The organism is Flavonifractor sp. An4 (genome assembly GCF_002161755.1).
Taxonomy (GTDB): Bacteria; Bacillota; Clostridia; order Oscillospirales; family Oscillospiraceae; genus Flavonifractor; species Flavonifractor avicola.
Genome location: NZ_NFIL01000002.1, coordinates 48,668 through 61,674, shown reverse-complemented (window position 1 = coordinate 61,674; position 13,007 = coordinate 48,668). Strand labels below are relative to the sequence as shown.

The 13,007-nt window shown below is 59.6% G+C and carries 13 protein-coding genes; 4 read left to right on the top strand and 9 right to left on the bottom strand.

Going from position 1 to position 13,007, the window contains the following annotated elements; genetic code table 11:
• Positions 1 to 52: 52 nt before the first annotated feature.
• The gene (locus B5F94_RS01445; protein WP_242965530.1) at positions 53 to 898 is read right to left on the bottom strand and encodes an undecaprenyl-diphosphate phosphatase; all 846 of its coding nucleotides are present in this window, start codon (positions 896 to 898) and stop codon (positions 53 to 55) included.
• A gap of 280 nt (positions 899 to 1,178) precedes the next feature.
• Between B5F94_RS01445 and B5F94_RS01440 the strand changes: the two genes are divergently transcribed.
• The 3 genes from B5F94_RS01440 to B5F94_RS16090 are packed head-to-tail and all read left to right on the top strand — an operon-like array spanning position 1,179 to position 4,045.
• On the top strand, positions 1,179 to 1,646 hold the full coding sequence (locus B5F94_RS01440; protein ID WP_158100233.1) for a D-alanyl-D-alanine carboxypeptidase family protein: 468 nt from the start codon (positions 1,179 to 1,181) through the stop codon (positions 1,644 to 1,646).
• Positions 1,598 to 2,593: an S-layer homology domain-containing protein gene (locus B5F94_RS01435; RefSeq protein ID WP_087326938.1), complete on the top strand. Its 996-nt coding sequence runs from the start codon at positions 1,598 to 1,600 to the stop codon at positions 2,591 to 2,593. Before B5F94_RS01440 ends, B5F94_RS01435 begins: the two co-directional genes overlap by 49 nt.
• A gap of 12 nt (positions 2,594 to 2,605) precedes the next feature.
• Positions 2,606 to 4,045: an SH3 domain-containing protein gene (locus B5F94_RS16090; protein ID WP_143383221.1), complete on the top strand. Its 1,440-nt coding sequence runs from the start codon at positions 2,606 to 2,608 to the stop codon at positions 4,043 to 4,045.
• Between the two features lie 47 nt (positions 4,046 to 4,092).
• On the opposite strand, the gene B5F94_RS01420 is transcribed toward B5F94_RS16090, so the two are convergent.
• The 7 genes from B5F94_RS01420 to B5F94_RS01390 form a co-directional block, all read right to left on the bottom strand.
• Entirely contained in the window at positions 4,093 to 5,814 is a 1,722-nt protein-coding gene (locus B5F94_RS01420) for a stalk domain-containing protein (RefSeq protein ID WP_087326932.1), read from the bottom strand.
• 153 nt (positions 5,815 to 5,967) lie between these two features.
• Positions 5,968 to 7,377, bottom strand: coding sequence for an aminopeptidase (locus B5F94_RS01415; protein WP_087326929.1), 1,410 nt, complete (start codon positions 7,375 to 7,377; stop codon positions 5,968 to 5,970).
• Between the two features lie 25 nt (positions 7,378 to 7,402).
• Positions 7,403 to 7,996 (bottom strand): dephospho-CoA kinase, encoded by a 594-nt coding sequence (gene coaE, locus B5F94_RS01410; RefSeq protein WP_087326926.1) that lies wholly within the window; start codon positions 7,994 to 7,996, stop codon positions 7,403 to 7,405.
• A gap of 351 nt (positions 7,997 to 8,347) precedes the next feature.
• Positions 8,348 to 9,076 (bottom strand): anti-sigma-I factor RsgI family protein, encoded by a 729-nt coding sequence (locus B5F94_RS01405; RefSeq protein ID WP_087187073.1) that lies wholly within the window; start codon positions 9,074 to 9,076, stop codon positions 8,348 to 8,350.
• Positions 9,069 to 9,551, bottom strand: coding sequence for an RNA polymerase sigma factor (locus B5F94_RS01400; RefSeq protein ID WP_087326923.1), 483 nt, complete (start codon positions 9,549 to 9,551; stop codon positions 9,069 to 9,071). Before B5F94_RS01400 ends, B5F94_RS01405 begins: the two co-directional genes overlap by 8 nt.
• A gap of 37 nt (positions 9,552 to 9,588) precedes the next feature.
• Positions 9,589 to 9,825: a hypothetical protein gene (locus B5F94_RS01395; protein WP_087326920.1), complete on the bottom strand. Its 237-nt coding sequence runs from the start codon at positions 9,823 to 9,825 to the stop codon at positions 9,589 to 9,591.
• Positions 9,826 to 9,946: 121 nt separating this feature from the next.
• Positions 9,947 to 10,972, bottom strand: a complete 1,026-nt coding sequence (locus tag B5F94_RS01390; RefSeq protein ID WP_087326917.1) for an L-threonylcarbamoyladenylate synthase — start codon at positions 10,970 to 10,972, stop codon at positions 9,947 to 9,949.
• Between the two features lie 405 nt (positions 10,973 to 11,377).
• Here B5F94_RS01390 and B5F94_RS01385 point away from each other — a divergent pair, with 405 nt between their 5' ends.
• Positions 11,378 to 12,589 (top strand): IS110 family transposase, encoded by a 1,212-nt coding sequence (locus tag B5F94_RS01385; protein WP_087326914.1) that lies wholly within the window; start codon positions 11,378 to 11,380, stop codon positions 12,587 to 12,589.
• 130 nt (positions 12,590 to 12,719) lie between these two features.
• Here B5F94_RS01385 and B5F94_RS01380 read toward each other — a convergent pair whose 3' ends face one another.
• Positions 12,720 to 12,977, bottom strand: a complete 258-nt coding sequence (locus B5F94_RS01380; RefSeq protein ID WP_087187077.1) for a hypothetical protein — start codon at positions 12,975 to 12,977, stop codon at positions 12,720 to 12,722.
• Positions 12,978 to 13,007: the final 30 nt, after the last annotated feature.

Sequence of the window (13,007 nt, the reverse complement as noted above, 5' to 3'; positions counted from 1 at the left end):
TATCAGATCCTTTCAGGGTCGGGTTTCCCGCCCACAGGTGGGCGGTACCGATTTACATCATAACGGTTTTCACAATGCCGGCGATGAGGCTGCCAAGGCCCACCGCCCAGCAGTAGTAGGCGAACTTGCCGAACTTGCCCTTGTCGGACAGGGTCTTGACCAGCCGGATGGCAAAGTAGCCCACCACGGCAGCTACGGCTACACCCACCAGATACATGGGCAGCTCAGCCATATTGAAGCCGCTCTCCACCGCGTCTTTCAGCTCCAGAATATTGGCGCCCACGATGGCAGGCATGGACAGAAGGAAGGAGAAACGAACGGCGAAGGAGCGGTCAAAGCCCCGCATCATACCTACGGAGATGGTGGTACCGGAGCGGGACAGGCCGGGGATCACCGCCAGAGCCTGGCCGCAGCCCACGATGAGGGCATCCACCACGGTGGCGTTCTTGGCAGTCTTACGGCCATGCGCCAGCCGGTCAGAGAAATAAAGGATGCAGCCGGTGGCCAGCAGCGCAATGGACACCATAATGGAGCTGGCAAACAGGGCGTTCACCGCATCCTGGAGCAGCACCATCACAAACAGGGGCAGGGTGGCGATGATAATGAGCATTACCATCCGCCGGGCGGGAGGCGGCGGAGTGCCGGTGTCCTTCCCTGCCAGGGCGGCGATGCCCAGGAAGAACTCCCGGATCATCTCCACCACGTCCTTCCAGTAGACCACCAGCACCGAGATCAGGGTACCAAAGTGGAGCATGACCGTAAACATCATGTACTTTTCTTCCATGTTCTCCATGCCGAAGAACTGCTGAAACAGGGCCAGGTGGCCGGAGCTGGAGATGGGCAGAAACTCCGCCACACCCTGAATAATCCCCATGAGGATGGCCATCAAATAGCTCAAAGCGACTTCCTCCATTCACAATTTTCGGGAACCGAAACCCGCTTGAAAACGAGGCCGTTCCCGGTACATTGACCCGATACGCTGTATACTGCATCAGGGCGGTTAGTTTTTATCATATCATATCCGGCAGAATTTTTCCATCCTTTTTCCCTCCAGTTGAAAAAATCACAGGAACAGTTTTATTCCCAGCGGTACTGTCATTTGACAAAGACTTTTGGATATGCCATACTGATTGCAATACCAAACGGTTCATGTGCCGCCGGAATTGGAGATGAGCGATATGTCGTGCAGCAAATCCCGTCGTTCCATGAGTATTCTTTCTCTGCTTCTGATCTTCTCTCTGCTGCTCAGTACGGCAGCTGTGGCCGCGCCGGAACCGGAAAAGCCGAACATCACCGCCGCGGCCGCCATCGTTATGGACTATGATACCGGCGCCATCCTTTATGAAAAGGATGCCGATACCATGCGGGTCCCCGCCTCCATGACCAAGGTTATGACGGCCTACATCATCTTTGAGGAGCTGGAGGCCGGCAACCTGACACTGGACACCATGGTACCCATCAGTGCCGAGAACGCCCAAAAATCCCGGGACGGTAAGAACTATCCCGCCTCTGTTCCCCTGCCCGCCGGGTCCTCCGTATCGGTAGACACCCTGCTCAAACTAATTATGATCCCTTCGCCAGCGCCAGCTGCATCGTTATGGCTGAGTATATCTCCGGCAGTGAGGGGGCCTTTGTCCATCGGATGAACGAGACCGCCAAACGCCTGGGCATGACGGCGGAGTACGAAAACTCCCACGGCGCTCACGTCCACTATCTCACCGCCCGCTCCCAGGCCACTCTGGTCCGGGAATTCATCCATCGCTTCCCTCAGATTCTGGACTATACCTCCCTCACCGGGGTCTCCTTCAATGGAAAATGGTACCCCAACACCAACAAACTGCTCCCCGGCCTGGACTACGCCTATGACGGCGTGGACGGCTTCAAGACGGGCACCATCACCGCCGCTGGCTACTGTCTCAGCGCCACCGCTGTGAAAAATGGCCGACGCATCATCAGCGTGGTCATGAAGTCCTCCAACGACAAGGCCCGCCACACCGACAGCGCCGCACTCCTGGATTACGGCTTTGCGCTGCTGGAGTATCAGTCTCCCTTTGACGACGTGGCTTACCACTGGTGCCGGGAAGAAGTGGCCGCACTCAAGGACCTGGGGGTTGAGCTTCACACCGACGGAGACACCTTCCGTCCTGACGACCAAGTGACTCGCGCGGAATTTACCGCCATGCTGTACACCGCTCTGGAGCAGAAGAATGCTCTGCCTCAGGCACCCGAAGGTGTGGAGGAGCCCCTCTTTGCTGACGTGGAAGGCACTTGGGCCGCCGACTACATCCATCAGGCCGCCCGACTGGGTCTGGTGGCTGGCACCGATGAAAACACCTTTGCCCCTGATCGACCCATTACCCGGCAGGAGATGATGACCATCATCGGCCGCTGCCTGGACCTGCCCGACGAAAACGGCCTGGGCTTTGCCGATGACGGCGACATTGCCTTCTGGGCTCTGGAAGCCGCCGCCCGCACCTCCGCTGCCGGGCTGTTCCAGGGCGGCAGCGGCAATGCTCTGATGCCGTTGGCCACCTCCACCCGGGCCGAGGCCGCCACTGTGCTCAGCCGTGTGGTTGAGATGCTGGAACAATAAAGGAGAATGGGTATGATGAGACGCGCCGCCGCTCTGCTGTGCGCCCTGGCCCTGCTGGCCGGTCTGGCCGCCTGCGCCGCCCCACAGCCGGAGCCCTCTCCAACGCCGCCCTCGCCTTCCCCCACGCAGACTCCCATCCCCACCACCACTCCGGAGCCTTCTCCCACCCCCAGCGCGGAGCCTACACCGACCCCCACCCCAACCGTACCTGTGTGGGATGAGGACCATACCCTGGACCGGAGCGTCCCCAAGCTGACCGGCGGGCTGGAGCTGCCGGTCTACGGCGCCACCGGCTATGCCGCGGTAGAACAGGGCCTGTGGGCCGCCATTCCCGCGCCTACGCCAACACCCACAGCCACCCCCTCCCCCACGCCTGTTGTGACGCCTTCTCCCACACCTGCTCCAACACCTGCCCTCTCCGCTGAACCGGAGCCCTCTGGTTCTTCCGCACCAGAGCCGGCCCTTTCGCAGACACCAGCCGCGGAGCCGTCCGTCTCGCCCACTCCGGAAGCCAGTCCCCTGCCCTCCCCTGTTCAGGCCCAGGCCACGACTCAGCTTTCCGAGGCCCAGCCTGCCGCCGATCCCTACGCCGGGGCCGCCGCAGTGCTCCCTGCCGGTGCTTCCTTTACCATCCTGGGGGAAAAGGGAAACTGGTGGAAGGTGTCCTCCGGCTACGGCACAGGGTGGGTGGAGCACCGGTTCTGCATGATCAATCTGCCCGACGTGGTCCCTTCTATCGTATATGACGCCACCAACGCTTATGCCTCCCGGTACACCAGTTCAGGCAAAGATATCCCCGGTATCACCGGCCAGGCTCTCTACCAGGGCAAGGTGTATAACTCCCGCTTTGATGAGGAGCAGTTCCTCATGCCGGTGCTCTACGCCACCGCCAAAAAGATCTGCGCCGCCCAGCAAAAGGCCCTGTCCCAGGGCAACAGTCTGAAGCTATACGAGGCCTACCGGCCTTATGCCACCCAGCAGGCGGTGGTCAAGGCATTGACCGCCCTGGCGGAGCGTGATCCTGAGGTCAAGGCGGGTATCACCACAAAGCCCTGGTCCATGACCTACTTCATCAACACCGGCTACTCCAACCACCAGAAGGGCTTTGCGGTGGATGTAAGCCTGGTGAAGATATCCCGCACCGAGACCCGTACCACCGGTGGCCACACCTATCTGGTACCGGTGGACTATCAGGAGTACGAAATGCCCACCCCCATCCATGAACTGAGCATGGCGGCGGCCTCCACCACCGGTCCCGGCGAAACAACCCTGGCTTCCACCATGAATGACCCGGCCATCGCCCTTCGGGACTACTTCCGCAAGGCGGGCATGACGCCCCTGGAGTCGGAGTGGTGGCATTTCAACGACTACGCCGCCCGCACTCTGGCGGGAGGACGCACCTCCACCGGCGGCTTTGAGGTCACCCGCTGCCGCAGCGCCGCCCCCGGATAAAATAGAGAGGCAGGACGTAATGTCCTGCCTCTCTATTTTATCCCGTTTCAGTTCTTCACGCCGGAGCCGCCGCAGCCGATGCACAGCCGCCGACCGGTACTGCCGCAGTAGGTACAGCCCTGAGGGGTATCCATTCCCATAATGGAGATGGACTGGCCCTGGCCGGTGCCTCTACAATAGGGGCAGGTCACCATTCCGCTGCCACCGCAGACGGCACAGCTCTCCTGGGGCAGGCCGTTGACATCCATCTCCCCCACAGGAGAGGACGTATTGGAGGAATTGGTATAGGAGTTGATGGTGCGGAGGTTATTTCCGTCCCCATCCATCACATACATCTCGGCATATTGATATCCCTTGGTGGCAGTAGGTGTACCCGCCCCCGCGCTCTTGGCTTTCAACACAGCAACCCACTGGCCGTCATTGGTGATGTAGTAATAATTTTCACCGGACAGCAGGGTTTCAGTAATGCCGGTATTGATGTTGGTCCGGTACACCCTGGAGCCGTCGCTTCCATAGGTCCATTCGCCGGTACGCACGGAGGACAGATCCTCAGCGCTGTTAAACTGGCTTTCCGTGATTTTAGAAGCGGCCCCACTGCCAAGGCTGATCTGATAGTATTCCGTAAAATACTCAGCACCGTAGTAATTGCTGGTATCCTCATTCCGGGAAAACTTGATCCCGAAGTAGGCATTCTCCTGATCAAATTTGACCCCGGCCGCCACATATCTGTGCGTATAGCTGCTGTTCTTGAGCCCCAGCTGGGTCACGGTGCCTTTGATGTTGCAGATTTCCTTTGACGTGCCGGTATTTGTGTCGATCATCAGGATTTTGCAGCTGGACTCGCCGCTGAGCAGGGGCGAAATGCCCTCCACCACAAACAGATACTGCTTCCACAGGGCAAAATCACTGCCATCCTCCACGATCAGGCGGCCCGCATCGGGACGGGTATAGAGCACCTGAGAGGCGCCCGAAGACAGATCCAGCTTGTAAACACGCTGTGTCTCCCCCTCAAAGCCGATGATAACCATTTTATCCCCGCAGATGGAGAAATCGGAGACCTTGCTCAGCTTGGCAAACACGGTTTTCCGCTGTCCGTCGGCCATATTGATGGCGTTTACGGTCTGATTATCCCGGTTGATGTAATAGATCTGATTCCGGTTCACCACGATCCCCAGGGGCGCTCCTCCGGAGGCGTAGGTTCTGGTGGCCGCGCCGTCGTAGGCGTAGATATACGGCTGATAGATAAAAGAGTAATAGAGCACGCCGTTGTGAATATAGCCGTTTGTGGCCGCGTTGGAGCCGTCGATCCACTTCTCAGAGGAAACCGTCACAGTCTGGGTGCTTCCATCCCACTCCACATTGCAGTCAAAGGACTCGGATACCGCCCGGACAGGCACCAGGGTCCGGCCATTCAGGGCAATGGGCGGCACATCTAGGTCGTAGACCACACTGTCTCCGCCGCCCACGCTCCTGGCAAATCGGTTGTTGCCCAGCTGCATGACCACCAAGGTATCCCCCTTCTGGGCAGCTACAGCCTGATCCTCCGGAAGCCATTCCACCTCGGCGCCCAGCGCCTCAAAGATGGCCCGGAGCGGCACCAGCACCCGTCCGTTCTGGGCGATGGGCGGCTGATCGAAGGTCAACTTCTCCCCGTCCACATACACGGAGATCTCGCTGCCCGCCGCCTGGGCAGCGCCCCCGGCGGGCACAAAGGCCGCCGTCAACAGCAGCACAGAGAGCATCAGGGACAAGAATCTGCGTCTTTTCATGGGATCCACTCCATTTCCATTTTTATTTTTGTTGGAAGTAGTATACCATATTTATCCTTGTATATCAACCCATGCCAGTTCTTTTTTGCCGTCCGGGCAAGCAAATAGGGAGCGCCCGGCCTGATGGCCGGGCGCTCCCTATTTGCTTTTTACTTACTGAGCTTCGTAAACCGCCTTCATGCCCTTGTAGGTCATATAGCAGTCCAGCTTGGACACAGTCTCGAAGGGGGCGTGCATGGACAGAACAGGCACGCCGGCATCGATGGTGTCGATGTCCCGCTCAGCCATATAGCAGGCCACGGTGCCGCCGCCGCCGGCGTCCACCTTGCCCAGCTCGGCCATCTGCCACACCACACCGGCGGCGTCCAGCACCCGGCGGGTGTAGGCCACCAGCTCGGCGGAGGCATCGGAGGCGCCAGACTTGCCCCGGGCGCCGGTGTACTTGCACAGGCCCATGCCGTAGTTGACCTTGGCGCTGTTGCGCTTCTCGTACACGTCGGCAAAGTTGGGGTCGAAGGCGGCGGTCACGTCGGCGGACAGGCAGAAGGACTTCTCATAGCAGGCCTTCAGGGTCACCCGCTGGGCGTCGCACAGGTCGCTCATAAAGGTATCGAAGGCGGCGGAACGCATACCGGACACGCCCTCGGAGCCGATCTCCTCCTTGTCGGCCAGCATACACACGGCGGTGCGGGCCGGGGTGCCCAGGGTAAACAGGGCAGCCAGAGCGGCGAAGCCGCACACCCGGTCGTCGTGGCCGTAGGCGCCGATGAGGGAGCGGTCAAAGCCGATGTCCATGGCCTGGAAGGCGGGCACGGCGGACAGCTCGGCAGAGATAAAGTCCTCCTCGGTAATACCGTACTTCTGGTTGAGCAGGTCCAGAACAGCCAGCTTCACCCGGTCAGAGCCCTCGTCGTCCTTGAAGGGACGGCTGCCGATGAGCAGGTTCAGGCTCTCGCCGGGGATGGCCTCACCCAGGGGCTTCTTGGACTGCTCGGACCCCAGGTGGGGCAGCAGATCGTCGATGGTGAAGCGGGGCTCGTCCGCGCCGGCGCCGATGGCCACCTTCACGGTGGAGCCGTCCTTCAGGGCGATGACGCCGTGAAGCTCCAGGGGAATGGTCACCCACTGATACTTGCGGATGCCGCCGTAGTAGTGGGTCTTGAAGAAGGCCAGCTCGGAATCCTCGTAGAGGGGGTTGGGCTTCAGGTCCAGCCGGGGGGAGTCGATGTGGGCGGCGCCGATGTTGACGCCCTCGCTGAGGGGCTTGGTACCGATAACGGCCAGCATGATGGCCTTGCCCCGGTTCACCCGATACAGCTTGTCGCCGGGATTGAGGGCCATACCCCGGACAAAGGGCTTGAAGCCGTGCTGCTGGGCCAGGCGGACGGTCTCGTCCACGCACTCCCGCTCGGTCTTGCCGGCGTCCAGGAACTTCTTGTAGTCCTCGCAATATGCGTTCAGATCCGCCTCCTCCGCAGGATTCAGGCGGTCATAGCCGTTCTTGGGCTGATAGAGCAGGGCCTCCCGCCGCAGCTCACCGGGGGTCTTTTGTTTCTCTTCCATGTGAGATTCCTCCTATATAGAAAACTTATGGGATCAGCGTTTGAAACAGAGCCAGGGCTTTTCGGCCAAATTCCTCCGCCGTGCCCTGGTTCTCCAGAATGTGGGTACAGTGGGCCCGGAAAAAACCGTCCCCCTGCTGGGCCTCCACCCGCTTGCGAGCGTAGTCCTCCGGGATCCCCTCCCGGGCCATGATGCGGCGGATACGGATCTCCCTGGGAGCCAGAATACCCACCACCGCGTCGCAGGTCTCCCCTACGCCGCTTTCGATGAGGGCGATGGCATCGATGGCTACCGCCGACCGTCCGTCCGTCTCTGCCTGGGCGGCCTGCCGGTCGATCTCTTCGATGATAAATCGATGGGTAATGTCATTAAGGTCGGCCAAAGCGGTGGGATCGGCAAAGACCACACTGCCCAGGGCCTTCCGGTCCACCTGTCCCGTCTCATCCAGGATAGCAGAACCGAAACGGGCCGTCAGGGCGTCCCCCATGGGAGTGCTGTGGGCCAGCAGGTCATGATACACCTGATCGGCGTCAATGATATGGGCCCCCAGTTCGGTCAATACGTTGAGGGCGGTGGTCTTACCCGCCCCGGTGGGGCCGGTGATGCCGATGCGTTTCATGTCCTTCGCCTCCAGCAGTTAGTATACCATGACAGCAAGCGGCTTCACCGCTTGCCCGCCGGATATCCGGCGAAAGCCGGCTCTGCCGGCTCAGTCATGGTGTAACAAGCGCAACCTGCCCTTTGCTGCGCAAAGAGCAGGTGCATGAAATGCACAGCCGCATATCTGCGGCTTTTGCGCTTATTATACCACACTGCACAAGGGGTGTGTGAGCGATTTGTAAATTGTGGCGGCTTCTCCACATCCGCAGCCTAATTAGTATACCACAAGTTCCGCCCCTTTGGAAAACGATTTTTTCCAAAGCCGAAAAATCGGGACGGCGAAGCTTTATTCGCCGTCCCGATTTTATCGCTATTCATGCTCGGACCAGCCGTGGTGATGGCCGTGGCCGTTCCCCGTCGGGGCACTCTCTACAATGTTTCCCTGCTCCAGCGATCCAATCCAGTCCCGGATCTGCCGCATGGTCAGCCCCGCCACATCCTCCGCCGTCACAGTGGGGTCCAGGGCCTGAAGTTCCAGAAACGCCTGGTACTTGCCCAGGGACAGCCCGGCGTGGTGGGCCTCCTCCAGCGCTTCCGCATCCCCATGATGGCACTGGACATTCTCCTGCCCGGCAGTACAGTCCTCCGCCCCCGCCAGCAGCCGGCTGCACTGGACCTCGTCCTCCCCCGCCACGGTGATGGACAACAGCTCACCTGCAGCCAGCCGGTCAGCAATGCTCTCACTGGCTACCAGCTGTTCCAGGGCCTCCTGGTAGTCCATCAATCTCAGGTCCAGGCTGTCGGCCAGCTCCTGACCGTCCTCATTCCAGGCGCGGACGGTCACTACCCTATCAAACCTGTTGATCCCCAGTTCCAGGGATGGATTGATGTCCACGCTGAGATAGGTGGTTGGTATAAAGTAGTAACGGTATCCACCCAGTCCCACCAGCAGCAACACCAGGCAGGCCGCCGCCGCGGCCAGGTAGCCCACAGGCCGGTGGCGGCGGCTCCGCGCCCGGTCCAGGGCGGCCCGGGTATTTTCCTTCATGGCTTCTCCGGCGTGAAGCTGCCCAAAGGCCTCCCGGATCTGCTCATCCATGGTCCTCACCCCCCAGCGTTTCCTTCAGGTGCGCCCTGGCCCGGGCCAGAGTGGTGTAGATGGTGTTCACGTTCTTACCCAGCAGGCGGCTCAGCTCCGGGGCGGTATAGCCCTCGTAGTAGTGGAGGTATACCACCTGCCGCTCCTTCTGGGGCAACGCCAGCACGGCGGCCAGCACCTCCTGCCCCTGGCCGGTAAGCTGGTCGGCCTGGCCGGTCAATTCCTCCAGAGGCACGGTATTTCTGCGGAAAAAGCTGCGGAGCAGGTCCTTGCAGGCATTGAGGGTCACCCGGATGAACCAGGCCTTCTCATGCTCGCCGCTTTCAAAGGGCTTGTCATGGAGCAGATACTTTAAAAACACCGTCTGGAAGATGTCCTGGGTGTCCGCCTCATTCTTCAGATGGATCATGCACAGCCGCCGGACGGTATCCCCATACCGCTCCACGGCCTGATTGGTCTCCTCTTCACTTCGCATAGACACCCTCACCTCCCCTCCGGCTCAGCCGGACCTGTTACCAGCCGTGATGGCCGCCGCCGTGGCAGCCGTGTCCACTGTACCCACCGCCATACCGGCAGCTTGTACCATGGTAGTCACACACCCCATCGCCGTCGGTATCTACAAACCGGCAATAGTTCCCCCGGTTGTCACAGATCCCGTCGCCGTTGGCGTCCACGTAATTTCGCCCCCCGGCGGCAAAGGCGCTGGTCCCTCCCACCGTCAGCACCAGAGCGGCAATGGCGGTACCCATTAGGATTTTCTTTATGTGAATTCCTCCTTACTTTATTTGGTTTCACCCTGAATACGAACCAAAGGACGGAATCCTTTCAACACTTTGAAAAAAGATGGCCGTGAAAACACGGCCATCTTCGTTAATCGGGCTGATCGGCCCGGATGATATGGAATCCGGCCGCCTTGTTGAGCCGGTTGGCTACTGCCAGACCGATGCCGGTGGCGTCGGGGCACTGGGCCCAGATGTGTGTCACGTTGGTGCCGTCAAACCAACGCAGGGCGTCAAACACCCGTCTGGCCTGCTCGGGCACGTCGGTGCTGGGGCCCAGCTGCTCCAGGGGGTGGCCCTCAAACAGATGGGTATACTCGTCAAAGCAGATCACCCCGTCGCCGGGGGCCATATGGGTCTGGATGTATCGGGCCGCCGTCTCAGGCGCGCCCTGAACCACCGTCACCGGCGCCTTGGGTGCGTAGTGGCGGTACTTCATGCCGGGAGCCTTAGGCTGTTCCCCGGCACCCATGAGCCGGGTCACTGCCGGGTCCACCGCCACCTCGCCCAGTACACTCTTCAGCTGCTCCAGGGTGATGCCGCCGGGACGCAGCAGCCTGGGCGGCTGCTCGGTCAGGTCAATGATGGTGGACTCCACCCCCACGGAGCAGGGGCCGCCGTCCACAATGCCGTCGATCTTGCCGTCCATATCCTCCAGCATATCCGCCATATTGGTGGGGCTGGGCCGGCCGGAAGTGTTGCCCGACGGAGCAGCTACCGGCACATCCGCGGCAGCGATGATAGCCCGGCACACCGGATGGGCCGGGCAGCGCATCCCCACTGTGTCCAGTCCGGCGGTAACAGCGGCAGGCACAATGGGCTTGTGCTTGAGGATCATGGTCATAGGACCGGGCCAGAATTTGTCGGCCAGGGCATAGGCCGCCTCCGGGATGTCCTCGCAGTAGCGCTCCAGCCAGTCGGCGGTGGGGATATGAAGAATCAGCGGGTTGTCCTGGGGGCGGCCCTTGGCCGCAAAGATGTGGCCTACCGCCTCGCTGTTCAGGCCATTGGCCCCCAGGCCATACACTGTCTCGGTGGGGATGCCCAGCAGACCGCCACGGCGGAGGATGTCCGCCGCCTCCCCGATCTGCTTATCGTTCAAACGCAGGGTATGCATCCTTCCTCACCGCTTTCTCAAAACCGATGACGGCGGCGGCGACGGCGGTCCCTCTGTACCACCGTCAGGATACCTGCCGCCAGCAGGGCGGCGCCGGACAGGATGTGCAGGATGCCAATGGCCTTTTTCATACCCAAGTCTCCTATTACAATAAATTTGGACAGGAAAGCCGGGCAGCCAGTCCGGCTTTCTTTCCATCTCATGCCTAAGCTACAATAAGGGGAGCAACTGGCTGACCAATGCCTCCTTGGGCTTCTATGTCCGTAACAAAGACTGTCAGCCATCCCCTTATTGCAGCGTTCGATTTGAGCAGGTTGAGCCTTGGAGTTCGCGTCACCCAATAGATTGAATCGGCAATGAGAAAAAGATGGATTCCGGTTGCAAATTCGTGTTGGAGGAATGCAAATGAACTCTGTAGGTATCGACATTTCCAAAGGCAGGAGCACAATTGCCGTCATGCGTCCCTTTGGAGAGGTCGTCATCTCACCCTTTGAAGTCCGTCACACCGGCAGTGAACTGAGCAAGCTGGCAAAGCAGCTCAAAAGCCTGGACGGTGAGACTCGCGTGGTCATGGAGGCCACAGGAAATTATCATGCGTCGGTGGCAAAGCTGCTCCACGACGCGGGACTATATGTTTCCGTTGTCAATGCAAAGCTGGTGCATGACTACGGGAACAACGAATTACGGCGTGTCAAAACCGATAGGAAGGATGCTGTCAAACTGGCTAACTATGGCCTTGACCGCTGGCTTACTTTGCCGAGATATATCCCAGAGGAAGATACCCGGCTGCTGCTGAAGAACTGCTACCGCCAGTACCGGCAGTATTCCAAGGTGCAGACGGTTCTGAAGAACAATTTGATCTCGCTGCTGGATACGGTGTTTCCAAACGCCAACCGTCTGTTTTCAAGCCCGATCCGTGGGGATGGGAGTGAAAAGTGGGTGGATTTTGTGGCTGAATTCTGGCATTGCCGCTGCGTCAGCGAGAAATCCGAAAGGGCTTTCACAAGCAAATATCTGCGTTGGTGCAGGAAGCACGGCTACAACTTCAGGGAAGCAAAGGCGCACACAATTTACGCCGAAGCCAGCGGACATATTGGCGTCATGCCGAAATCTGAAACAACGAAGTTGCTCGTGGAACAGGCGGTTGCGCAGCTCAGAGCGACTTCTACCGCGCTTGCGGCTCTCAAACACGAAATGCAATCATTGGCTTCCCAGCTGCCGGAATATCCCGTTGTCATGGATCTGTTCGGCGTAGGTCCGACTCTGGGGCCGCAGCTCATAGCTGAAATCGGGGATGTGCGCCGCTTTTATTCCAAGAAAGCGCTCGTGGCCTACGCTGGACTGGATGCTCCGCCAAATGATTCCGGCGATGTGACCGGCAGGCACAAATCCATGAGCAAAATTGGTGCATCGTCTTTACGGCGGACACTCTTTCTTGTTATGAGCGTCTATTTGCAGACCGCACCGCTGGATGAACCGGTCTACCGGTTCATGGACAGGAAACGCGCCGAGGGCAAACCCTACCGCGTCTACATGATGGCTTCCGCCAACAAGTTTCTGCGGATCTACTACGCCACTGTAAAAGCCTATTTGGAGTCATTGGAACACACCGCCTGATCTTCGCCATAAAGCCATTGGCTGGCCGCCGTTTCATTTCTGAGATGCGAAGCGGCCTGGTTCGGTGCGGCCTTTTTCACTCACTTAAAACTTTTGATTTTTACTCTTGACAAAACTTAGCAGGTCTTTGTTATTCGTAGATGCCCACCGGCGTGCCCGCCAGTTCAATGGTGGTATCGGGGGCGAATTTGGCCTTTTGCAGATAGCCCTTCACGGTGAGAATGCCGTATTTGGGGTTGACCTTCTCGTCCTCCAGCTCCAGCTCCAGATAGTCGGCGCCCGAGCCGGTGAGCCAGCCGTCGTCCTCCAGCAGGTTCGCCAGATCGTCCCGTACCAGATCCAGGGTCAGCCCCTCCGGCAGGGTATTGAAATGAATGATCAGTTCCATGGTCAGTGCTCCTTTTCTAGGATTCCGGGA

Bases quoted from the DNA above. Each gene is read 5' to 3' on its own strand.
- B5F94_RS01380 (WP_087187077.1), bottom strand. From the start codon at position 12,977: ATGGAACTGATCATTCATTTCAATACCCTGCCGGAGGGGCTGACCCTG.
- B5F94_RS01385 (WP_087326914.1), top strand. From the start codon at position 11,378: ATGAACTCTGTAGGTATCGACATTTCCAAAGGCAGGAGCACAATTGCC.
- coaE (WP_087326926.1), bottom strand. From the start codon at position 7,996: ATGAAACGCATCGGCATCACCGGCCCCACCGGGGCGGGTAAGACCACC.
- B5F94_RS01435 (WP_087326938.1), top strand. From the start codon at position 1,598: ATGGCTGAGTATATCTCCGGCAGTGAGGGGGCCTTTGTCCATCGGATG.
- B5F94_RS01395 (WP_087326920.1), bottom strand. From the start codon at position 9,825: ATGGGTACCGCCATTGCCGCTCTGGTGCTGACGGTGGGAGGGACCAGC.
- B5F94_RS16090 (WP_143383221.1), top strand. From the start codon at position 2,606: ATGATGAGACGCGCCGCCGCTCTGCTGTGCGCCCTGGCCCTGCTGGCC.
- B5F94_RS01400 (WP_087326923.1), bottom strand. From the start codon at position 9,551: ATGCGAAGTGAAGAGGAGACCAATCAGGCCGTGGAGCGGTATGGGGAT.
- B5F94_RS01420 (WP_087326932.1), bottom strand. From the start codon at position 5,814: ATGAAAAGACGCAGATTCTTGTCCCTGATGCTCTCTGTGCTGCTGTTG.
- B5F94_RS01415 (WP_087326929.1), bottom strand. From the start codon at position 7,377: ATGGAAGAGAAACAAAAGACCCCCGGTGAGCTGCGGCGGGAGGCCCTG.
- B5F94_RS01390 (WP_087326917.1), bottom strand. From the start codon at position 10,972: ATGCATACCCTGCGTTTGAACGATAAGCAGATCGGGGAGGCGGCGGAC.
- B5F94_RS01405 (WP_087187073.1), bottom strand. From the start codon at position 9,076: ATGGATGAGCAGATCCGGGAGGCCTTTGGGCAGCTTCACGCCGGAGAA.
- B5F94_RS01440 (WP_158100233.1), top strand. From the start codon at position 1,179: ATGTCGTGCAGCAAATCCCGTCGTTCCATGAGTATTCTTTCTCTGCTT.